Source organism: Stenotrophomonas aracearum (assembly GCF_031834615.1).
In the GTDB taxonomy this organism is placed as follows: Bacteria; Pseudomonadota; Gammaproteobacteria; order Xanthomonadales; family Xanthomonadaceae; genus Stenotrophomonas; species Stenotrophomonas aracearum.
Genome location: NZ_CP115543.1, coordinates 2,687,649 through 2,707,343 on the forward strand (window position 1 = coordinate 2,687,649; position 19,695 = coordinate 2,707,343).

Consider the following 19,695-nt stretch of genomic DNA (forward strand, 5'->3'; position numbering starts at 1 on the left):
ATTTCCCCTTGACCACCCGTCTTGCCCTCGCTGTCGCCGTGACCCTCGGCCTTGCCCTGCCCGCCTATTCCGCCGTTGCCGCCACCCCGGCCGCCAACGCCGCCCAGCAGGCCAACCCGTTCTTCGCCGACAGCCCGCTGCCGCTGCACTACCCGCAGTTCGACAAGATCAAGGACAGCGACTTCGCTCCCGCCTTCGACGCCGGCATGGCCCAGCAGCTGAAGGAAGTGGAGGCCATCGCCAACAACAAGGCCAAGCCGACCTTCGAAAACACCCTCATCGCCCTGGAAAAGAGCGGTGACACCCTGGACCGCGCCACGACCGTGTTCTTCAGCCTGGTCGGCGCCGACACCAACGACACCCGCAAGAAGCTGCAGGCCGACTACTCGGCGAAGTTCGCCGCGCACAGCGATGCGATCGCGCTGAACGGCAAGCTGTTCGACCGCATCCAGGCCCTGTATGACACCCGCACCCAGCTCGGCCTGGACGCCGAAGGCGTGCGCCTGGTCGAGAAGTACTACGAAAGCTACGTGCGCGCCGGTGCCAAGCTCAATGAAGCCGACAAGACCAAGCTCAAGGCGATGAACGCCGAGCTGGCCAGCCTGGGCACGAAGTTCAGCCAGAACGTGCAGAACGAAGTGAATGCCTCGGCCGTGACCGTGGACGACGTCAAGCTGCTGGACGGCCTGTCGGACGAGCAGATCGCCGCCGCGTCGGAAGCCGCCAAGGCGCGCAAGCTCGACGGCAAGTACGTCATCGCCCTGCTCAACACCACCGGCCAGCCGCCGCTGACCAACCTGACCAACCGCGACCTGCGCAAGAAGATCTACGACGCGTCGGTCACCCGCGGCAGCCGCGGTGGCGAGTTCGACAACACCGCGCTGGTCGCGCGCATCATGCAGCTGCGCGCCGACAAGGCCAAGCTGATGGGCTTCGAGAACTTCGCCGCTTACAACCTGACCAACCAGACTGCCAAGACGCCCGAAGCGGTCAACGCGATGCTGGGCCAGCTGGCCCCGGCCGCGGTGGCCAACGCCAAGCGCGAAGCCGCCGACCTGCAGGCGATGATCGACAAGGAACAGAAGGCCGCCGGCAAGCCGACCTTCCAGCTCGAGGCGTGGGACTGGGCCTACTACAGCGAGAAGGTGCGCCAGGCCAAGTACAACTTCGACGAGTCCCAGCTCAAGCCGTACTTCGAGCTGAAGAACGTGCTGGAAAACGGCGTGTTCTTCGCCGCCAACCAGGAATACGGCCTGAGCTTCAAGCAGCGCACCGACCTGCCGGTCTACCACGACGACGTGACCGTGTACGACGTGTTCGACGCCGACGGCAGCCAGCTGGCGATCTTCATCTTCGACCCTTACGCGCGTGCGTCCAAGCGTGGCGGTGCGTGGATGAACTCCTACGTTTCGCAGTCCGCGCTGACCGGCTTCAAGCCGGTGGTGGCCAACCACCTCAACATTCCCAAGCCGCCGGCCGGCCAGCCGACCCTGCTGACCTGGGATGAAGTGACCACCACCTTCCACGAATTCGGCCACGCCCTGCACGGCATGTTCTCGAACGTGAAGTACCCGTACTTCTCGGGCACCTCGGTGCCGCGCGACTTCGTCGAGTTCCCCTCGCAAGTCAACGAGATGTGGGCCGACAACCCGCTGATCCTGAAGAACTACGCCAAGGACCACCGCAACGGCACGGCGATGCCGCAGGCGCTGCTGGACAAGGTGCTGGCCGCGTCGAAGTTCAACCAGGGCTTTGCCACCACCGAATACCTGGGCGCGGCCATGCTCGACCAGCGCTGGCACCAGATCGGTCCGGACCAGGTGCCGGCGGCCAAGGACGTGATGGCCTTCGAGCGCGCCGCGCTGGAGAAGGACGGGATCTACTACGCGCCGGTTCCGCCGCGCTACAAGACCCCGTACTTCAGCCACATCATGGGCGGCTACTCCGCCGGTTACTACGCCTACATCTGGTCGGAAGTGCTGGATGCCAACACCCAGAAGTGGTTCCGTGAAAACGGTGGCCTGAGCCGCAAGAACGGCGACCATTTCCGCCAGACCCTGCTGTCCAGGGGCGGCAGCGTGGATGCCATGCAGCTGTTCCAGGACTTCGCAGGTCATGCGCCGGAGATCGGTCCGCTGCTGGAAAAGCGTGGTTTGACCCAGCCGTAATCGGCTGAGCAGGCGCGATACCGAAACCGCCCGGCACTGCCGGGCGGTTTTTTTTGGTCATCGCGGTGCCAGATACCCGCCCGGAACCCCGTTCGGCGACAACACCAGCTGCCACAGCTGCGCATGCCGGCAGCGGAAACTCGCCATCGACCCGGCCAGATAAAACCGCCACATCCGCTTGAACCGTTCGTCATACCGCGCCGGATCCAACTGCCCCCACGCCGCCTCCACATTCGCCCGCCACGCCTGCAGCGTGCGGTCGTAATACGGCCCGAAGCTGTGCCAGTCCTCCAGCACGAACAGCCCCTCGAACGCGGCGGTGATCTGCGCGGCCGACGGCAGCATCGAATTCGGGAAGATGTAGCGTGCGATCCACGGGTCGGTACGGTGCCGCGAAATGTTGCTGCCGATGCTGTGCAACAGGAACAACCCGTCCGGCTTCAGGCAGCGCCGCGCCATCTCGAAATAACCGCGGTAGTTCTTGTCGCCTACGTGTTCGAACATGCCCACCGACAGGATCGCATCGAACGGCTCCTCCACGTCGTGGTAATCCTGCAGGCGGATCTCGATCGGCAGGCCGGCGCACAGCTCGCGCGCGAACGCGGCCTGTTCCTGCGAAATGGTGATGCCGACGCCGGACACCCCGTAGCGCTCGGCCGCGAACTTCAGCGCTTCGCCCCAGCCGCAGCCGATGTCGAGCACGCGCTGGCCGGGGCGCAGTCCAAGCTTGCGACAGATCAGGTCAAGCTTGGCTTCCTGCGCCGCATCGAGGTCGCGTGCCTGGGCCCAGTACCCGCAGCTGTAGACCAGACGCCTGCCAAGCATGGCGTGGTACAGGTCGTTGCCCAGGTCGTAATGGCGACGGCCCACTTCCAGGCTGCCGCCGCCGGCCTGCAGGTTGAACAGGCGGGCCTTCAGGCCATCGGCCAGTTCGCGCCAGCCATGCACGCGTTCGTCCACGTGCGCCTGCATCAGGTGCAGCAGGAACCCGTCCAGCGAGGCGGCATCCCACTGCCCGTCCATGTAGCTTTCGCCCAGGCCCAGCGAGCCCTGGGCGATGACGCGGGTGTAGAAGTGTGGGTCGTGGACCTGGATGTCGTGCGGACGCCCCCCGTCAACGGTGACGTCCGCCTCGTGCAGCAACTCGATGACCCGCCGTTGCAGCCCCCCGTCCATGTCGCCGCCCCCGTCAGCCCTTGGCGAACAGGCCGGCGTAGGCCGGCGCCACGTGCGGCACCAGCACGGCGGCCGGCACGTCCACGGTCTGGGTGCCGTCCGAGTACGGCCCGACCTGGTACGGCGGGAACACGAAACGCACCGCAGTGATCAGGCCGTTGGGGTCGGTGATCGGCTGGAACTGGCTGAAGTTGTCGGCGCTGGCGCCGGTGCCGTCGGCAATCATCCGGCTGGCGCTGCGCAGCGCTTCCTGCTGCTGGCCGGGCTCCATGTCGTCGCTGCTCAGCCGGGTCGCCACGCGCTCGCGCAGCTGGTCGGCCACGTAATCGCTGACCGCGCCCCAGCCTTTGGTATCCGGAATCAGCGTCTCGGCGGTCAGCATCTGCTGCTGTTCGGGCAGCCACACGAAGCGGGCCACCAGCGGCTCGCCGTGGGCACCGCCGGTGTAGCGGCTGCCGTCGGCACTGATCACCACCATCTGCGGCGTTTCCAGCAATTTCTCGAAACTCAGCGACAGCTCGTACGGCATGGTCGGCTTGTCGTTGCCCAGTCCGTCCACCGCCTGCTGCAGCTCGCCGCGCGCAGCGGTGGCGTAGTCCGACAGCGCCTTGGCCAGGCCCGGATAGCGGTTCACGTCCGGCGGGTAGCTGATGCCGACCACGGCCTGCGGGGTGTTTTCGATGACATCGCGCAGTTCCAGCGGTGCGTCGACGGTCGCCTGCGGAGCGGTGGTGTCCGGCTGCGTGGTGGCCGGGCCTTCGGTGGGCGCGGCGGTAGTGTCCGGCTCGCGCCTGCAGCCGGCCAGCAGCACCAGCCCCACGGCCAACGCCAGCGCACCGGTACGCAGCGCGCGGCGGTTTCCTGCGATTTTCATTGCAATCCCCTTGTTGAATCCCGTCATGATGTTCCTTCTTCCGTGAAAGGCACCTGTTTTTTTCAGGGCGCGAGCAGATCGTCGTACTCGGTGTGGTTCTCGAAGAAGTGCTGGGCGTACTCGCAGTCCGGCACAACCGTGTAGTGATTGTCGCGGGCATGGCGAAGCGCCACTTTGGTCAGCTCCCCCGCGATGCCGCGGCCGGCGATGGCCTCGGGCACGCCGGTATGGGTAATGACCATCTGACCGTCCTCGAGGGTGTAGTCCAGCACGGCGAGCTCCCCGCGAACGCGGGCCTGGAACCGGTGCTGATCCGGAAGGTGCTCCACCTCGTAAGCCAATCCCGGCGGGGTAACCGAAGCCATGAGCGGTGTCTCCTGCGGCGACTGTCGCGATAGTGCGCAGCACCCCGCCATGATCGCGTGAAGCCTGAACAGGGGCAACAGGCGACGCGTTGGGTCACATCTGGCCCTAAAGCTCCGCCGGCTCAAGCCGATATAGGGATCGGACAGGGCGTAAAAGCTGGCATGGCTTTTGCGACTCCTGCCTGCCCCATCCGTGTCCCAAGGAGCGTTACATGGACAATGCACCTGAAGTTGCCCTGCCCGGCGATGCCGACAGCTCGCTGCTCGAAGGCCTGTTCCAGCTGTCCCTGAACGGCCAGACCAACGGGTCGGACTTCGACCTGATCGACCACGAGGTCTACACCCGTCTGCTCAGCGCCTACGGCGTCGACCAGCGCTTCGCTGCCTGATCAGCCGCCCAGGCTGAAGCGCGGGTTGCTCAACTCGGCCAGGAAGTGCCCGAAGATCTCCGGGCGCATGGCCAGCATGAAGATCACGCCGAATGCGGCACCGGCCAGGTGCGCGCTGTGGTTGATGCGGTCCCCGCCCCGGCGGTCCATCCAGATGCTGTAGCCGACGTAAAACGCGGCGAAGACGATCGCCGGGGCCGGGATGAAGAACACGAAAATTTTGCTCCACGGGCTAAGCAGGACGAAGGCAAACAAAACCGCCGACACCGCGCCCGAGGCGCCCAGACTCATGTAGTTGGGGTTCTTCTGGTTCTTCAGGTAGCTGGGCAGGATCGACACCACGAGCGCCGCCAGGTAGAACGCCGGGTAGGTAAGGTAACTGCCAGTCAGGCTCACCATCACTGTTTCGATCTGGCCGCCGAAGAAGAACAGCGTGACCATGTTGAAGATCAGGTGCATCCAGTCCGCATGGATGAACCCATAGGTCACCAGGCGGTCGTACTGGCGCTTGCGGTCCACCGCCGGCGGCCACAGGATCAGGCGGTCGGCCAGTGCGCGGTTGTTGAACGCCATCCACGAAACAAGGGCGGTGATGGCGATCAGCAGCAGGTTTACGGGGGTCATGGCGGTACTCAGGCAGCGCGGTAGTTGTCGACCATACGATAGCGCTTGGCATACCAACCAAAGGCCAACGCCGCGACGAACGCGAAGCCGGCGAAGAAGAACATCAGGAAGGCGGCTTCGCTGAGCCCGGTACTGGCGATCTGGTGGGTCACCGTTTCATTGCGCACGGCGGCATTGGACAGCAGTACCCACAGGTTGCCGATGGTGGTGGTCAGGTTCCAGAAACTCATCACCACGCCCTTCATCGCCTGCGGCGCCTGGCTGTAGGCGAACTCAAGGCCGGTGGCCGAGACCAGCACCTCACCGAAGGTCAGCAGCGCATACGGCAGCATCTGCCAGAAGATCGACATGACGTTGCCGCCGTCCATCATCACCTGGATGCCGCCGACCACGATCCAGGCCAGGCCGCTGAAGGCGATGCCGGCGGTCATTCGGCGCAGCGCGGTCGGCTCGAAGCCGAAGCGGCGCAGTGCCGGGTACAGCACCAGGTTGTTGAACGGGATCAGGATCATCACCAGCAGCGGGTTCAGCGCCTGCATCTGCGAGGCGGTGAACCAGGACGGCATGGCCATCTGCTGGCCCTGCAGCACCCAGGTGGACGCCTTCTGGTCGAACAGCGAGAAGAACGGGGTGGTCAGCGCGAAGATCACCAGCACGCGCAGCACCGAACGAACGCCTTCCACGGCTTCGGCCGGGTGCACGGCACGGGCGCGGTCGAGCTGGATCCAGGTGCCGCCGCCCACGCCGGCCAGCACCAGCACCAGCGCGATGCACAGGCAGATCACGATGCCGAGGCTGCCGACCAGGCCCATCGAGGCCACCGCCAGCACCGCGCCGAGAATGGCCAGGGTGCGGCCCGGACGGCCCTTGCCCGGCACCTGCGCCGACAGCGCGGTGCGCACCACGTTGCCGAACGAATGCGGGTCCTTCGGCGGCAGCGGCACCAGCACGTAGCGCTTGCGGCCCAGCCAGAACACGAAGGTGGCCACGAACATCAGGATGCCCGGGATGCCGAACGCCCACTGCGGGCCGAGGTTCTTCAGCGCCAGCGGGATCAGCAGCGAGGCGAACAGCGAGCCGAAGTTGATGATCCAGTAGAAGGCGTCGAACACGATCTTGGCCAGGTGCTTGTTGCTCTGATCGAACTGGTCGCCCATGAACGAGGCCACCAGCGGCTTGATGCCGCCGGCGCCCAGCGCGATCAGGCCCAGGCCGAAGAAGAAGCCTTCGCGACTGTTCTCGAACAGCGCCAGGCAGGCGTGGCCGGCGCAGTAGATCAGGCTGAACCAGAGGATGGTGTGGTACTTGCCGAAGAACTTGTCGGCCAGCCAGCCGCCGAGCAGCGGGAAGAAGTACACGCCGATCATGAAGCTGTGCATGATGTCCTTGGCCTCGCCGGCCCGGCCATCGGCCGTGATCTCCTGCAGCAGCAGCGAGGTGATCAGGAACTGCACCAGGATGTTGCGCATCCCGTAGAAACTGAACCGTTCGCAGGCCTCGTTGCCGATGATGTACGGAATCTGGCGCGGCATCCTGCCCGTGCCAACGCTGGCGGCTGCGGTCGTGCTCATGCTATGGGGCTGTCCTGCGGCTTCAAAGGGCGCAAGGTTACCGGAAGGTCCCCGGCCGCGCACGCTGCGGCCGAACGTGACATTTGACGGAAGTCACGGCACGTCCACGGCTCAAGCGTAAACTTATCGTTATGCGCCTCCTCCCCACGGTTGTCGCAGGACACTGGCACGGCTGGCTCCTGCTCCTGATGTTGACCACCCCCATCCTGTCGGCCGATGCCCGCCAGGGCGAGCCTGCGCCGCGCCTGCTGAAGATCGCCACGCTGGAGCTGCCGGTGGGCGACGACAGCGAGTGGGAACAGCGCCGCGACCAGCTGCTGCAGGTGCTGGAGGGGCTGCAGCCGGACGTGATCGCGGTGCAGCGGGTGCAGCAGTCGCAGGGCCGCAACCCGGCCTGCTGGCTGGCGACCCGGCTGCGCTACAGCTGCGACTTCGTCACCGCCGACCCGCCCAGCCAGCGCCTGCGCCATGGCAGTGCCATGCTCAGCCGGCTGCCGGTGTCCGAGGACGGGGTGACCCTGCTGCATCCGCCGGGCCAGTTCAGCACCGCCGGCATGCTGCGGGTGAAGCTGCAGGAAGCGCTGGTCAACATCTATGTGGCGCGGCTGCGTCCGGACCCGGACGAGCCGACGGTGCGCCAGCACCAGACCAGCGACCTGATGACCTGGATCGGGGCCACGTCCGATGGGTTGCCGTCGCTGATCGCAGGCGACTTCTCCGCCGACACCGAAGAGCTGGTCAGCAGTTCGCCGGGCTTCCAGCCAGCGCGCAAGAATCCCGGGGAGCGGGTCGACCCGCCCTCGCTGGTCGGCGTGGCCGGCGGGCATGGCCTGGATGTGTTGTTCCAGGTATCCCATTTCGCCAGCCAGGGCCTGCAGCCGGTGAAGCTGCCCGCGCCGGAGGGGTCCGAAGGCGGCGGGGTTCGACTGGGGATCATCGCCACGCTGCGATTGCAGGACCAAGCAGCTACAAGGTAGTGCCGGCCGCTCGCCGGCTCCAGGCTGTGCCTGGTATTGCGAGGAGCCGGCCAGCGGCCGGCACTACGGTCTGCGACAATGCCAACAGCCCGCATATGAAAACGCCGGGCTTGGGGCCCGGCGTTCTTTGATCAGGCGATCGCTTCCTGGTAACGACGCTCGACTTCGTTCCAGTCGATGACGTTGAAGAACGCGCCGATGTATTCCGGGCGACGGTTCTGGTACTTCAGGTAGTACGCGTGTTCCCACACGTCCAGGCCCAGGATGGGGGTGTTGCCTTCCATCAGCGGGCTGTCCTGGTTGCCGGTGCTCTCAACCACGACCTTCTTGTCCGGGGTGACGCTCAGCCAGGCCCAGCCGCTGCCGAAACGGGTCAGCGCAGCCTTGGTGAAGGCTTCCTTGAACTTCTCGAAACCGCCCAGGTCCGCGTCGATCGCCTTGGCGACGTCGCCCTTCGGGTTGCCACCGGCGTTGGGCGCCATCACGGTCCAGAACAGGCTGTGGTTGGCGTGGCCGCCACCGTTGTTGCGCACCGGGCCCTGCAGGTTTTCCGGCAGCGACTTCAGCTTCTTGACCAGCTCTTCCACCGGCAGGTCGGCGTATTCGGTGCCTTCCAGTGCCGCATTGACGTTGTTGATGTAGGTCTGGTGATGCTTGGTGTGATGGATTTCCATCGTGGCCGCATCGATGTGCGGCTCAAGCGCGTCGTAGGCGTAGGACAGCTTGGGGAGGGTGTAGGCCATGTGGTTCTCCTGGTAGCTCACTCGCCCGGCGAAGACCGGGCGTTGCGAAGTCGATGATGGGGATGGATGTGAAGGTTACCAACCCCCCATGTAAGGGAATGTGCATCGCACCAGGAAATCAACGGGCTGCGGTAGTGCCAGGCCCTGCCTGGCAGTAGAGTACCCCCATGCGCAAACCCCTACTCCTCCTGCTCGCCATCCTCCTGCTGGTCGGCGGCCTGGTCGGCATCAAACAGCTGCAGCGCGCGCCTGCGCCGCAGTTCGCCCCTTCGCTCACCCAACCCGACACCGGCACGGCACCCCCCGCCAGCGCCCCGGCCAACCCCGGTGCCACGGCGCAACGTTCCGCCGATGCCCTGCCCGCCTTCCTGCCACCGGAGGCGCGCCAGACCCTCGTGCTCATCCAGCGCGGCGGGCCGTATCCGCACCGCCAGGACGGCAGTGTTTTCAGCAACCGCGAACAGCGCCTGCCCGACCGGCCGCGCGGTTACTACCGCGAGTACACCGTGGACACGCCGGGCGCCGGCAACCGTGGCGCACGCCGTATCGTGACCGGCGGCACCCCGCCGACCGGTTGGTTCTACACCGACGACCATTACGAGACCTTCCGCAGTTTCGAGGTCCCACCTGCCGGGAGCTGGCAATGAATCACGATGCATTCGAACTGGGCCTGGACGACATCAACAATGCCGGCGTGTACGCGATCGGCAACGATGACATCGGGCCGTTGTCCGCGGCAATGCGCGATGCGGGGCTGCGCGTGGCCACCATCGACCTGGCCGGCTGCCACGACAAGCGCACGCTGCTGACGCGCATGGCGACGCAGCTGGATTTCCCCAGGACTTTTGGCGGAAATTGGGATGCGCTGCTCGACTGTCTTCGCGACCTGTCGTGGCTGAAGGCGAATGGCTATGCGCTGTTTTTCAGCGATGCCGATGGCCTGCGGGGCGATGCGGAGAAGGATTTCGATACGTTGCTGGACGTGCTGGATGAAGCCTGCCAGGCGTGGGCCGAACAGAACGTGCCGTTCTGGGCGTTCCTGGCGGTGACCGAGGCGTAGAGACACGCCATGCGTGTCCTCGCGGTGCCGGACCGCGCGCGATGACGCAACCCGTGGGACACGCATGGCGTGTCGCTACGCGGGTCGCCATTACCGGGAGCCGTTGTCTTCCTGTAGTTCCTTCTTGAACGGCACATCCGGTGGCGGCCTGGCCACCGCCGGCTGGTCCTGCATGTTCGGGTCGGTCAGGCCGCAGCCGCCGCCGAACTGCAGGATCGAAATCACGCAGGAAATCTTCGAGCTGGTGCCGGGAATCGGAATCTCCACGGCCTTGATGCCCTTGCGCACCCATTCGGCCAGCAGCGATTCGTTCGGTGCCCAGTATTTGTCGAACGAGGTGGGCGTGTAGTCGTATGGCGGGCGCTTGAGCCAAGTGCCGGACTGCGCGATGCGCTCCTTGCTCCAGCCGTCGTTCTCGCCGCCGGGGGCGCCGCGCTCACTGTCGCCACTGCCGTCCTGGCCGGGCACGCGCACGCTGCCGTCGGCATTGAACAATCCATCGCCGGTGCGGCCGGCGCCCTGGTTCGCCTGGGCACCGCTGCGCTCGCCGTCGCGGTTGCGGTTGGCCGCGCCCCAGTCGTCGCCCTTGGCCGGGGTGGACCAGTCACCGGGATTCGGCGCCGGGCGCGCGGCCGGTGCCGGCGAGGTCGAGGGCGTGGACGCCGTGCTGCGACTCGGCGCGGCCTGGCGGGCCGGGTTCGGGCTGGTGCTCGGCGTGGCCGAGGGCGTGCTCGCCGTTGCGCTTGGCGTGGCAGGCGCCGGACGCGGCGCGGCATTGGGCACGGTACGCTCGCGCACGCTGACCTCCAGGCTGCGCCCGGGCACGGTGATCTCACGCTGCGGCACTGGCGCTACGGTGACCGACACGGAGGGCGCCGGTGCAATTTCCCGCTCGCGCACCTGCAGGTCGCGTTGCGGCACCCGGATCTCCACCTGCGGCCCGGCGGTGGGCACCGGCGGGGTGGGCGCGGTGACGGTGGTGACTTCGCGCTCGCGCACGGCCAGCTCGGGGGTGCGCAGCTGCGGTTCAACCGGACGCAGCGTCGGGGTGACCGGGGTCGGGGTCGGCGCCTGGACCACTTCGACAGTGCGCTCGCGCACCTGCACCTCGGGGGCCTCGCGCGGAATCACGCGGACTTCGGTACGCGGCACGCTGGTCGGCGGCACCACGAAATCGGTGGTGGCCTCGGCCACGTCGGTGGCCTGGACCGGTTGTTCGACCGGCGTGGGCGCGGGAGTCGGCGGGGCCGGTTCTGCGGTCGCGGTGGGCTGCGGAGGCGGCGGCGTGGGTTCGGCGTCGCTGGTGGACGGGGGTGTGGGCGGCTGTGGGGCGGTGGCCGCTGGCGTGCGGGCGGACGCGCGCGAACGTGCCTGCGCGGCGGCGGCGGCGGCTGCAGCACTGCTGGCCTCGGCGGGATCGCCGCCGCCGCTGTCCTGCGGGGTGCCGCTGCCGAGGAACTCGACCTGGATGCGGCCGCCATCGCCGCCCTGCTCCGGCGTTACCGGCGGGCGGATCAGCGCGACCCACAGCAGCAGTGCGGCGAACAGCAGGTGCAGCAGCAGGCTGACCACGCCGGAGGTCCAGCGCATCCAGCGCTGGTCGCGCGGGGCCGGGTCCCAGGTCTGCCAGAGCAGCCGGCGCATGGCCTGCACGGTACCCAGCGCCGGCAGGCGGCCGGGCGAACCGGGCAGCGGGCGCTGGATCAGTTCGGCAATGACTTCGGAGGAGCGGAACGGGCGCGGCAGCGGCGTCATCGAACGCAGCCACAGGCCCCACCCGTAAGGGAGGCCGGTGGTTTTTTCAACGATGCGTTTTTCCGGCTGGCGAGCCAGCAGCGCGTGGAGGATCTCGTCAGCCCGGCGCAGTGTCACGCAGGACGATCAGGCAGCCGTGCCGCGGGGAATGTACGGCGCGTGCCCGCTGTCATGGTCGGTCGCGTCACGCACGGCGGTGATGCCGGGCACGCGGCCCATGAGCGTTTTTTCGATGCCCTGCTTGAGGGTGACGTCAGCCATGCCGCAGCCCTGGCAGCCGCCGCCGAAACGCAGCAGTACCACGCCGTCGGAGGAGACTTCCTGCACGGCGACCTTGCCACCGTGCGAGGCCAGCTGCGGGTTGACTTCGTTTTCCACGACCCAGCGCACGCGCTCGACCAGCGAGGCGGACTCGGCCGGCACTTCGCCCTTGATCTTGGGCGCCTTGATGGTGAGCTGCTGGCCGCCGGTGCCGTTGGTGACGATGTCGATGTCGGCACCGTCCATCCAGGCGACGCTGGTGGCGGCGACGTAGAGGGTGAAGCCGTCGCAGTCCACGGCCCACTCGTCGCCGAGCAGGTCGGACGGTTCGGCGAACTCCAGCCGGGCGTCGGCGCGCGGGGTACCGGCGTCGACGGCGCTGAGGCGCACGCCCATGCCGGGCACGGCTTCGCGCTCGATGAGCTTGCGGAAATAGGTCTGGGCAGTGTCGGAGATCTGGATCATGCGGCTATTCTAGCGGCTTACATGTTATGCGCTCATTCGGTTTATACACTGTCCGGCGCATTGTTCAGGCATACACGAGGTGGAGGATTCCATGGCCGACCTGATTCCGCTGGCCCAGGCGCACTGCGTGCCCCGCAAGGGCAGCGACCACAAGCTGGGCGAGGCCCGGGTAGCGGAGCTGCTGCCGCAGATCCCGGGCTGGGAACTGGCCGAACAGGGCCAGGCGCTGACCCGGACGTTCCGCTTCAAGGACTACTACCGGACCATGGCGTTCGTGAACGCCCTGGCCTTCATCGCCCATGCGGAGGACCACCACCCGGACCTGGGGGTGCATTACGACCGGGCGGTGGTGCGCTTTTCGACCCACGACGTGGGTGGGCTGAGCGAGAACGACTTCATCTGTGCAGCCAAGGCTTCGGGCCTGACGGAGTGAGTGATATGACGATGCGTATCGGAATGCGCGCCGGACTTGCGGGCGCGGTGTTGGTGGGACTGGTTGCCTGTGGCGGGCCGTCGACGCCGGCCACGCCGGTGGCGCCGCCGACCGAGGTGGCGGCGGTGAAGACGCCGCCGCCGGTGTACCCGATCGAGCTGGCCTGCCAGTCGGTGGGCGGTACGACGACGCTCAAGGTAGTGGTCGGCACCGACGGCAAGCCGGGGCAGATGCAGGTGGTGGCGGGCAGCGGCAACGCGCAGCTGGACGAGCAGGCACGGAAGGCGGTGGAAGGCTGGCAGTTCAAGGCGGCCACGCGCGCGGGCCAGGCGGTGCCGACGACGATCCAGGTGCCGGTAAGCTTCAACCCGCCGCAGCCGAAGCCGGACGAGTGCTTCGCGGTGGAAGAACGACTGCGTCGCGGCGGCTGATCAGGGACGGACCCGGAACGGATGCTGGATATTTCTTCTGAGAACGTATGGGTCGCGCTGCTGGTGACCCTGGCTGCGGGGCTGGCGACCGGCCTGGGCAGTCTGATGGTGTTGTTCTCGCGCCGCCCGAACCCGCGCCTGCTGGCGTTCGGGCTGGCGTTTGCGGGCGGTGCGATGGTGTTCGTGTCGCTGACCGAGATCCTGACCAAGGCGATCGATTCGTTCACGCTGGCCTACGATGCGCGGATCGGGTACGCGTATGCGACCGGTGCGTTCCTGTGCGGGGTGGTGTTGATCGTGCTGATCGACCATCTGATCCCGAACCCGCACGAGAGCCTGGACAAGCAGGACCCGATGTTCCGGGAGAACAACAAGGCGTACATCAAGCGGGTGGGCCTGCTGACGGCGGTGGCGATCACGGCGCACAACTTCCCGGAGGGGCTGGCGACGTTCTTTGCGACGCTGGAAAGTCCGTCGGTGGGGATGCCGCTGGCGTTCGCGATTGCGATCCACAACATTCCGGAGGGCATCGCGATTGCGGTGCCGGTGTATTTCGCTACGCAGAACAAGTTCTATGCGTTCGGGGCGAGCCTTTTGTCGGGGCTGGCGGAGCCTATCGGGGCGGCCATAGGGTACGTGCTGCTGTCAGGGGTCTTGAATCACGCCACCTTCGGCTGGGTGTTCGGGCTGATTTCCGGGGTGATGGTGTTCCTGGCACTGGACGAGCTGCTGCCGGCGGCCAAGCGGTACGCGAAGGGCCACGAGACCGTGTATGGCCTGGTGGCGGGCATGGCGAGCCTGGCGATCAGCCTGGTGTTGTTCAAGTGGTGATGCGCTGTTCGTCGGTGTTCGCCGGCATCCGGTAGAGCCGGGCCCTGCCCGGCTGCTGTTGGTGTCAGGCCGGTAGAGCCGGGCCCTGCCCGGCTGCTGTTGGATTCAGGCGAACAGCCGTGGAGTGCGCGGGTCCCCTGGCTTGGGCCGCCCGGTGCCGGTTTGCGGGGTCGCCGTAAACCCATCCATGGGGGCTACGCGGACGCCATCCATGGCGCCGAGTCCCCCGCAAACCGACACCGGGCGACCCTTCGACAGTTGGCCGGTGGCCACGGGAAACGCGGGTGTCGGTCGTTGGCCGACCCTGCGATCCCGATCATTTCCATGCGTTACCGGGCGCGGATGATTTCACGGCGGTCGTTTGGGAAGCGACCCTACCAAAGCAGGCCAGCGCACGGTCTCGAACCCGCGTAGAGACACGCCACGCGTGTCCGCTCTTGAAGTCGCCGTAGAGCTGTCTGGAGAAAAGCCCCCTTCTTGTTGAAGGGGGCGCGCCGAAGGCGCGGGGTTAAGGTGGAATGCCCGGATAACGCGGGCCGAAGGCCCGTCTTATCCCGGAGCGGGGCTGCCCGGCGACCGCCCCTGCACGTACAAATTGAGGCGCTGCTTTGGGCGACCAAACGACTCCCGCCCAGTCACCCCAACCGGTTCAACACCTCGACCAGCTCATCCGCCAGCGGCGCATTCAGCGTGTACGGGGTCTTGCCGTTGTCGAGAGCGAACTCCAGCGAGGCGGCGTGCAGGAACAGGCGTTTCAGGCCGATCTGCTCACGAAGGCGCTTGTTGACGTCCGGATCGCCGTATTTGTCGTCACCGGCGACCGGGTGGCCGAGGTGCTGGGCGTGTACGCGGATCTGGTGGGTGCGGCCGGTTTCGATGCGGACTTCGCAGTAGGAATGGCCGCCGCGGCGTTCCAGCACCTTGAAATGGCTCACCGATTCTTTGCCGATGGCGTTGACCTGCACATGGCGCTCGCCGCCCTGGCGCAGACCCACGTGCAGCGGGGCGTCCACGGTCATGGTGCCGTCGGGCATGCGGCCGACCAGCAACGTCAGGTAACGCTTGCGGATGCCGGCGCCATGGTCTTCACGCAGCAGGGCCTGCAGCTCGCTCAGGGCGGAGCGCTTCTTGGCCACGATGAGCAGGCCGGAGGTGTCGCGGTCCAGGCGGTGCACCAGCTCGAGGGTCTTGCCCGGGCGCAGAGCGCGCAGGGTCTCGATGGCGCCGAAGCTGATCCCGCTGCCGCCGTGGCTGGCCACGCCGGAGGGCTTGTTCAGGGCGAGCAGGCGCTCGTCTTCGTAGACGATGGCGTCTTCCAGGCGTTTCATGAACGCGGCGGGCGGGCCGGCCTTGTCTCCTTCTTCGGTGAGACGGACGGGCGGGACGCGGACTTCGTCGCCGGCTTCGAGCTTGCGCTCGGCCTTGGCGCGGCCGCCGTTGACGCGGACCTGGCCGCTGCGCACCAGCTTGTAGACCAGGCTGCGCGGCGCGCCCTTGAGCTGCCCCAGCAGGAAGTTGTCCAAGCGCTGGCCGGCACGGTCCTCCGGCACGGTCAGGAGACGGACGCTGGTCTTGCCTTCAGCGGGTTTGGCGGGCGGTGCGGTGTCGGTCATTGGCCTTTTATTCTGTTACACTCGGCGGGCGAGATAAGGGATTGATTTCGTTGGAAGTTGCTCTGGGCCAGAAGCCCGACTTCCCTCGATTCCGGCACAGTGCGCAGCCACCGCCCCCGGGGCGGCCATGTTAGCGGCTCACCGGCAGTCCCGGCCATCGCCGGATGCCTGACACGCGTCTGCGCTGAAAAAATGTCCCTGTGGCGCTCCAGCCTGGCTGAAAGCTGCCTCCGGCCCGTAATACCCAAACCAAGAAAATGTAGCGCTCCCGCGGCCTGCCGTGGTGTCGTAGCGCTGGAAGCCCAAGCCGCCCTCCCCGCGCATGCGCGATGGGCGTCGAAGCGTGACCAGAAGCGAAACCCCATGGCGTTCCGCGCGGTAGCAGCGCGCGAGGAACGCACTATGAAGCGAATGCTGATCAACGCCACGCAGGCTGAAGAGCTGCGGGTTGCCATCGTGGATGGCCAGACGCTGTACGACATCGACATCGAACAGCCGTCCAAGGAACAGAAGAAGTCGAACATCTACAAGGGCCGCATCACGCGCCTTGAACCGTCGCTGGAAGCGGCCTTCGTCGAATACGGTGGCGAACGCCACGGCTTCCTGCCGCTGAAGGAAATCTCCCGCGATTACTTCCAGGCCGGGGTCGACCACAACAAGGCGACCATCCGCGAACTGCTGCGTGAAGGGCAGGAAGTGGTGGTCCAGGTCGACAAGGAAGAGCGTGGCAACAAGGGCGCCGCCCTGACCACGTTCATCTCGCTGGCCGGCCGCTACATGGTGCTGATGCCGAACTCGCCCACCGCCGGTGGCGTCTCGCGTCGCATCGAGGGCGAAGACCGCGCCGCGCTGAAGGAAGCGCTGGACAAGCTGAACATCCCCGACGACATGGGCGTGATCATCCGCACCGCCGGCGTCGGCCGCGATGCCGAAGAGCTGCAGTGGGACCTGGACTACCTGCTGCAGGTCTGGAAGTCGATCGCCGAAGCGGCGCTGACCAAGCCGGCCCCGTTCCTGATCTACCAGGAATCGCGCCTGATCGTGCGCGCCCTGCGCGACTACCTGCGCGCCGATGTCGGCGAGATCCTGGTGGACACCGAGGAACTCTACGAGACCGCCCGCGAATTCATGCAGCAGGTGATGCCGCAGACTCTGCGCAAGCTGAAGCATTACAAGGACGACATCCCGCTGTTCAACCGCTTCCAGATCGAATCGCAGATCGAAGGCGCGTATGAACGCAACGTGCGCCTGCCGTCCGGCGGCTCGATCGTGGTCGACCAGACCGAAGCGCTGACCGCCATCGACGTGAACTCCTCGCGCGCCACCAAGGGCAGCGACATCGAGGACACCGCGTTCCAGACCAACCTGGAAGCGGCCGAGGAAGTGGCCCGCCAGCTGCGCCTGCGCGACCTGGGCGGCCTGGTGGTGATCGACTTCATCGACATGTCGTCGAACAAGCACCAGCGCGAAGTGGAAAACCGCCTGCAGAACGCGCTCAAGTACGACCGCGCGCGCGTCCAGCTGGGCCGCATCTCGCGCTTCGGCCTGATGGAAATGAGCCGCCAGCGCCTGCGTCCGAGCCTGGGCGAGTCCAGCCAGATCGTCTGCCCGCGCTGCGACGGCCATGGCCGCATGCGCAGCGTGGAGTCGCTGTCGCTGTCGATCATCCGCGTCGCCGAAGAGCATGCGATGAAGGAGAACACCGGGCAGGTGCTGGTCCAGGCCCCGGTCGAGATCGCCAACTACCTGCTCAACGAAAAGCGCAACGCGCTGCGTGAGATCGAACAGCGCCACGACGCGCCGATCGTGATCGTCGCCGACGAGCAGCTGCACACCCCGCATTACGAAGTGACCCGCCTGCGTGAAAACGAGCTGGGCGAAGACAGCGGCCGTCCGAGCTACCAGCGCGGCACCCCGCGCAAGCTGCCGGTGCACGCCCTGACCAAGGCGCAGCTGAACATTCCGGCCGCCCCGGCGGTGACCAACGTCAAGCACAGCTCGCCGGCGCCGGTGCGCGAAGTGGCCGAACCGGTCGCTGCACCGGCACCGGTCGCCCCCGCCCCGGTCGCTGCACCCGCCGCTACCGGCGTGGTCGGCTGGCTCAAGCGCATCTTCGGTGGCGAACCGGCACCGGCCGCCGCCCCGGCGCCGGCTGCACGCCCGGCCCAGGACGGCAACCGCAACGGTCGCAACAAGGACCGCAACGGCAAGGACCGCAATGGCCGTCGCGATGAGCGTGGCGAGCGCGGCGAGCGGTCCGCCGGCCAGGGCCAGAACCAGGGCCGTGGCAAGGACCGCCGCGACGACCGTGGCGAGCGCGGTGGCAAGGGCGAGCGCCGTGAAGGCGAGCGCCGCGACGAGCGCCGCCAGGACGCGACCGTCCAGGCGACCGCCCCGAACGCCGGCCAGCCGCAGCAGGGCAAGCAGCGCAATGAGCAGCAGCCCAAGGCGCCGCGCAACGAACAGCAGCCCAAGCTGAACCAGAACCAGGGCCAGAAGCAGAAGCAGCCGCGCCAGCAGAATGAGGGCGACAAGCCGCAGCGTCAGCCGCAGGCCGAAAACGCCAAGCCGGTGCAGAACGACGCCACCGTCGCCGATGCCGCGCTGGTCGCCGCCGCTGCGGTGACCGTGGCCGACGCCGCCACCCCGGCACCGGCTGCGCCGGTCGCCACTCCGGTGGCAACCCCGGCCGCTGCGGACGACACCCAGGCCGCCGTGGTCGAAGGCGACGCCGGCGAGCACGGTGAAGCACCGGGCACCGCCGATGACGCTGCGGGCGAAGGCGCCTCGCGCCGTCGTCGTGGCCGTCGCGGTGGCCGTCGCCGCCGTCGTGGCAATGGCGAGCAGGCTGCCGGCAGCGAAGGTTCGATCGACGATGCAGGTCTGGATGACGACGCCGAGAGCGACGAGCAGGACAACGACCAGGACGGCGACACCGCCGCCCCGGCCGCACGTCCGGCCGTGACCCAAGGCCAGCCGCAGCCGGAGTTCGACTTCGACGATGAAGGCGCTGCAGCCTCCGCTCCTGCTGCTGCTCCGGCTCCGGCTGCACCTGCGCCGGCACCGGTCCAGGCCCCGCGCCCGGCCCCGGTCGCCGCCGTGGCTGCCGCCGCGCCGCTGGCCGTGGTCAGCAGCCCGGTGGTGACCGCTGGTCACGCCGAGCCGACCCCGGCACCGGCCCCGAAGGCCGAGCCGGTGGCCGAACGTGCGCCGTCCTACACCGACCGCGTGCCGTTCGTGGAGTCGCCGATGCCGGTGGCTGCCCCCGTGGCTGCGCCGGTGGACGCTGCACCGCAGGCGGAAAAGCCGGTGGCTGCTGAAGCGCCGAAGGCCGTTGAAGCCGCAGTCGTGACCGAGGCGCCGAAGGCTGTCGAAGCGCCGGTCGTTGCCGAAGCACCGAAGGCGGTCGAGGCTCCGATCGTGACCGAGGCACCGAAGGCGGTTGAAGCTCCGGTCGTGACCGAGGCTCCGAAGGCTGCCGAAGCTCCGGTTGTGGCCGAAGCACCGAAGGCTGTCGAAGCGCCGGCCGTGACGGATGCGCCGAAGGCAGTCGAGGCCCCGGTGGCGGTCGACGCACCGAAGGCCGCAGACGCCATCGACGCCCAGCCCGAGCGCAAGGGTCCGACCGAAGTCGGTCGTCCGGTCCAGACCCGCATGCTGGAGCCAACCCCGGTGGCGCAGACCGGCCAGCTGTTCGGCAGCGTCCAGAGCGACGCCGCCCCGACCGACGCCGCCGCCCAGGCCGCGCACGCCGAAGCCCGCGAAGACATCCCGACCGATGAACTCGCCCCGGCCGAAGCCGCCGCCAAGGAAGAACAGGACAAGGCCGACAAGCCCTGACCCCTTCCCGGAGGTAGAGCCACGCCCTGCGTGGCTCCTACGCAGAACCCAGACAGCGGCCGAAAGGCCGCTGTCTGCATGTGCGGGGCCCGGAAAACTCGACAACCCGTTAACGCAAC

The 19,695-nt window shown here is 67.3% G+C and carries 18 protein-coding genes; 9 read left to right on the forward strand and 9 right to left on the reverse strand.

Going from position 1 to position 19,695, the window contains the following annotated elements; genetic code table 11:
• Window positions 1–8 precede the first annotated feature (8 nt).
• Entirely contained in the window at window positions 9–2,168 is a 2,160-nt protein-coding gene (locus tag PDM28_RS12240) for a M3 family metallopeptidase (RefSeq protein WP_311182230.1), read from the forward strand.
• 57 nt (window positions 2,169–2,225) lie between these two features.
• On the opposite strand, the gene cfa is transcribed toward PDM28_RS12240, so the two are convergent.
• From cfa to PDM28_RS12255, 3 genes are all read right to left on the reverse strand, one after another.
• Complete coding sequence (cfa, locus tag PDM28_RS12245; protein ID WP_311182231.1) at window positions 2,226–3,344, reverse strand: cyclopropane fatty acyl phospholipid synthase; 1,119 nt, start codon at window positions 3,342–3,344, stop codon at window positions 2,226–2,228.
• Between the two features lie 13 nt (window positions 3,345–3,357).
• Window positions 3,358–4,218, reverse strand: a complete 861-nt coding sequence (locus PDM28_RS12250) for a DUF3298 and DUF4163 domain-containing protein (RefSeq protein WP_311182232.1) — start codon at window positions 4,216–4,218, stop codon at window positions 3,358–3,360.
• Between the two features lie 62 nt (window positions 4,219–4,280).
• The gene (locus PDM28_RS12255; RefSeq protein WP_311182234.1) at window positions 4,281–4,583 is read right to left on the reverse strand and encodes a GNAT family N-acetyltransferase; all 303 of its coding nucleotides are present in this window, start codon (window positions 4,581–4,583) and stop codon (window positions 4,281–4,283) included.
• A gap of 212 nt (window positions 4,584–4,795) precedes the next feature.
• On the opposite strand from PDM28_RS12255, the gene PDM28_RS12260 reads away from it, so the two are divergent.
• Window positions 4,796–4,972, forward strand: a complete 177-nt coding sequence (locus PDM28_RS12260) for a hypothetical protein (RefSeq protein ID WP_311182235.1) — start codon at window positions 4,796–4,798, stop codon at window positions 4,970–4,972.
• On the opposite strand, the gene PDM28_RS12265 is transcribed toward PDM28_RS12260, so the two are convergent.
• Complete coding sequence (locus tag PDM28_RS12265; RefSeq protein ID WP_311182236.1) at window positions 4,973–5,596, reverse strand: rhomboid family intramembrane serine protease; 624 nt, start codon at window positions 5,594–5,596, stop codon at window positions 4,973–4,975.
• Between the two features lie 8 nt (window positions 5,597–5,604).
• Window positions 5,605–7,167 carry a POT-type proton-dependent oligopeptide transporter gene (locus PDM28_RS12270; protein ID WP_102944668.1) on the reverse strand — a complete coding sequence of 521 codons (1,563 nt, stop codon included), beginning with the start codon at window positions 7,165–7,167 and terminating at the stop codon, window positions 5,605–5,607.
• A 188-nt stretch (window positions 7,168–7,355) separates the two neighbouring features.
• Here PDM28_RS12270 and PDM28_RS12275 point away from each other — a divergent pair, with 188 nt between their 5' ends.
• Window positions 7,356–8,144, forward strand: a complete 789-nt coding sequence (locus PDM28_RS12275) for an endonuclease/exonuclease/phosphatase family protein (RefSeq protein WP_311182237.1) — start codon at window positions 7,356–7,358, stop codon at window positions 8,142–8,144.
• A 131-nt stretch (window positions 8,145–8,275) separates the two neighbouring features.
• On the opposite strand, the gene PDM28_RS12280 is transcribed toward PDM28_RS12275, so the two are convergent.
• Window positions 8,276–8,887 carry a superoxide dismutase gene (locus PDM28_RS12280; RefSeq protein ID WP_070209615.1) on the reverse strand — a complete coding sequence of 204 codons (612 nt, stop codon included), beginning with the start codon at window positions 8,885–8,887 and terminating at the stop codon, window positions 8,276–8,278.
• Between the two features lie 167 nt (window positions 8,888–9,054).
• On the opposite strand from PDM28_RS12280, the gene PDM28_RS12285 reads away from it, so the two are divergent.
• Window positions 9,055–9,534, forward strand: a complete 480-nt coding sequence (locus tag PDM28_RS12285; protein ID WP_311182238.1) for a guanyl-specific ribonuclease — start codon at window positions 9,055–9,057, stop codon at window positions 9,532–9,534.
• Window positions 9,531–9,947 (forward strand): barstar family protein, encoded by a 417-nt coding sequence (locus PDM28_RS12290; protein ID WP_311182239.1) that lies wholly within the window; start codon window positions 9,531–9,533, stop codon window positions 9,945–9,947. Before PDM28_RS12285 ends, PDM28_RS12290 begins: the two co-directional genes overlap by 4 nt.
• Window positions 9,948–10,037: 90 nt before the next feature.
• Here the strand turns inward: PDM28_RS12290 and PDM28_RS12295 are convergent, their stop codons facing one another.
• Together PDM28_RS12295 and PDM28_RS12300 are read right to left on the reverse strand one after the other, a co-directional pair.
• A complete protein-coding gene (locus PDM28_RS12295; protein ID WP_311182240.1) occupies window positions 10,038–11,819 on the reverse strand; it encodes a hypothetical protein in 1,782 nt (593 codons plus the stop codon).
• Between the two features lie 9 nt (window positions 11,820–11,828).
• Window positions 11,829–12,428 carry an NfuA family Fe-S biogenesis protein gene (locus PDM28_RS12300; RefSeq protein ID WP_070209612.1) on the reverse strand — a complete coding sequence of 200 codons (600 nt, stop codon included), beginning with the start codon at window positions 12,426–12,428 and terminating at the stop codon, window positions 11,829–11,831.
• A 91-nt stretch (window positions 12,429–12,519) separates the two neighbouring features.
• Here PDM28_RS12300 and PDM28_RS12305 point away from each other — a divergent pair, with 91 nt between their 5' ends.
• Genes PDM28_RS12305 through zupT form a run of 3 tightly spaced genes read left to right on the forward strand, consistent with a single transcriptional unit; the run spans window position 12,520 to window position 14,123 of the window.
• The gene (locus PDM28_RS12305; RefSeq protein WP_070209613.1) at window positions 12,520–12,861 is read left to right on the forward strand and encodes a 4a-hydroxytetrahydrobiopterin dehydratase; all 342 of its coding nucleotides are present in this window, start codon (window positions 12,520–12,522) and stop codon (window positions 12,859–12,861) included.
• Between the two features lie 5 nt (window positions 12,862–12,866).
• Window positions 12,867–13,292 (forward strand): energy transducer TonB, encoded by a 426-nt coding sequence (locus PDM28_RS12310; protein ID WP_311182241.1) that lies wholly within the window; start codon window positions 12,867–12,869, stop codon window positions 13,290–13,292.
• A gap of 21 nt (window positions 13,293–13,313) precedes the next feature.
• A complete protein-coding gene (zupT, locus tag PDM28_RS12315; protein WP_102944662.1) occupies window positions 13,314–14,123 on the forward strand; it encodes a zinc transporter ZupT in 810 nt (269 codons plus the stop codon).
• 635 nt (window positions 14,124–14,758) lie between these two features.
• On the opposite strand, the gene PDM28_RS12320 is transcribed toward zupT, so the two are convergent.
• Window positions 14,759–15,736, reverse strand: a complete 978-nt coding sequence (locus tag PDM28_RS12320; protein ID WP_311182242.1) for an RluA family pseudouridine synthase — start codon at window positions 15,734–15,736, stop codon at window positions 14,759–14,761.
• 411 nt (window positions 15,737–16,147) lie between these two features.
• On the opposite strand from PDM28_RS12320, the gene rne reads away from it, so the two are divergent.
• On the forward strand, window positions 16,148–19,576 hold the full coding sequence (gene rne, locus PDM28_RS12325; RefSeq protein ID WP_311184683.1) for a ribonuclease E: 3,429 nt from the start codon (window positions 16,148–16,150) through the stop codon (window positions 19,574–19,576).
• Window positions 19,577–19,695: the final 119 nt, after the last annotated feature.

Excerpts from the sequence above, each read along its gene's own strand:
- cfa (WP_311182231.1), bottom strand. The coding sequence starts at position 3,344 with ATGGACGGGGGGCTGCAACGGCGGGTCATCGAGTTGCTGCACGAGGCG.
- PDM28_RS12250 (WP_311182232.1), bottom strand. The coding sequence starts at position 4,218 with ATGAAAATCGCAGGAAACCGCCGCGCGCTGCGTACCGGTGCGCTGGCG.
- PDM28_RS12255 (WP_311182234.1), bottom strand. The coding sequence starts at position 4,583 with ATGGCTTCGGTTACCCCGCCGGGATTGGCTTACGAGGTGGAGCACCTT.
- PDM28_RS12260 (WP_311182235.1), top strand. The coding sequence starts at position 4,796 with ATGGACAATGCACCTGAAGTTGCCCTGCCCGGCGATGCCGACAGCTCG.
- PDM28_RS12265 (WP_311182236.1), bottom strand. The coding sequence starts at position 5,596 with ATGACCCCCGTAAACCTGCTGCTGATCGCCATCACCGCCCTTGTTTCG.
- PDM28_RS12270 (WP_102944668.1), bottom strand. The coding sequence starts at position 7,167 with ATGAGCACGACCGCAGCCGCCAGCGTTGGCACGGGCAGGATGCCGCGC.
- PDM28_RS12275 (WP_311182237.1), top strand. The coding sequence starts at position 7,356 with ATGTTGACCACCCCCATCCTGTCGGCCGATGCCCGCCAGGGCGAGCCT.
- PDM28_RS12280 (WP_070209615.1), bottom strand. The coding sequence starts at position 8,887 with ATGGCCTACACCCTCCCCAAGCTGTCCTACGCCTACGACGCGCTTGAG.
- PDM28_RS12285 (WP_311182238.1), top strand. The coding sequence starts at position 9,055 with ATGCGCAAACCCCTACTCCTCCTGCTCGCCATCCTCCTGCTGGTCGGC.
- PDM28_RS12290 (WP_311182239.1), top strand. The coding sequence starts at position 9,531 with ATGAATCACGATGCATTCGAACTGGGCCTGGACGACATCAACAATGCC.
- PDM28_RS12300 (WP_070209612.1), bottom strand. The coding sequence starts at position 12,428 with ATGATCCAGATCTCCGACACTGCCCAGACCTATTTCCGCAAGCTCATC.
- PDM28_RS12305 (WP_070209613.1), top strand. The coding sequence starts at position 12,520 with ATGGCCGACCTGATTCCGCTGGCCCAGGCGCACTGCGTGCCCCGCAAG.
- PDM28_RS12310 (WP_311182241.1), top strand. The coding sequence starts at position 12,867 with ATGACGATGCGTATCGGAATGCGCGCCGGACTTGCGGGCGCGGTGTTG.
- zupT (WP_102944662.1), top strand. The coding sequence starts at position 13,314 with ATGCTGGATATTTCTTCTGAGAACGTATGGGTCGCGCTGCTGGTGACC.
- PDM28_RS12320 (WP_311182242.1), bottom strand. The coding sequence starts at position 15,736 with ATGACCGACACCGCACCGCCCGCCAAACCCGCTGAAGGCAAGACCAGC.
- rne (WP_311184683.1), top strand. The coding sequence starts at position 16,148 with ATGCTGATCAACGCCACGCAGGCTGAAGAGCTGCGGGTTGCCATCGTG.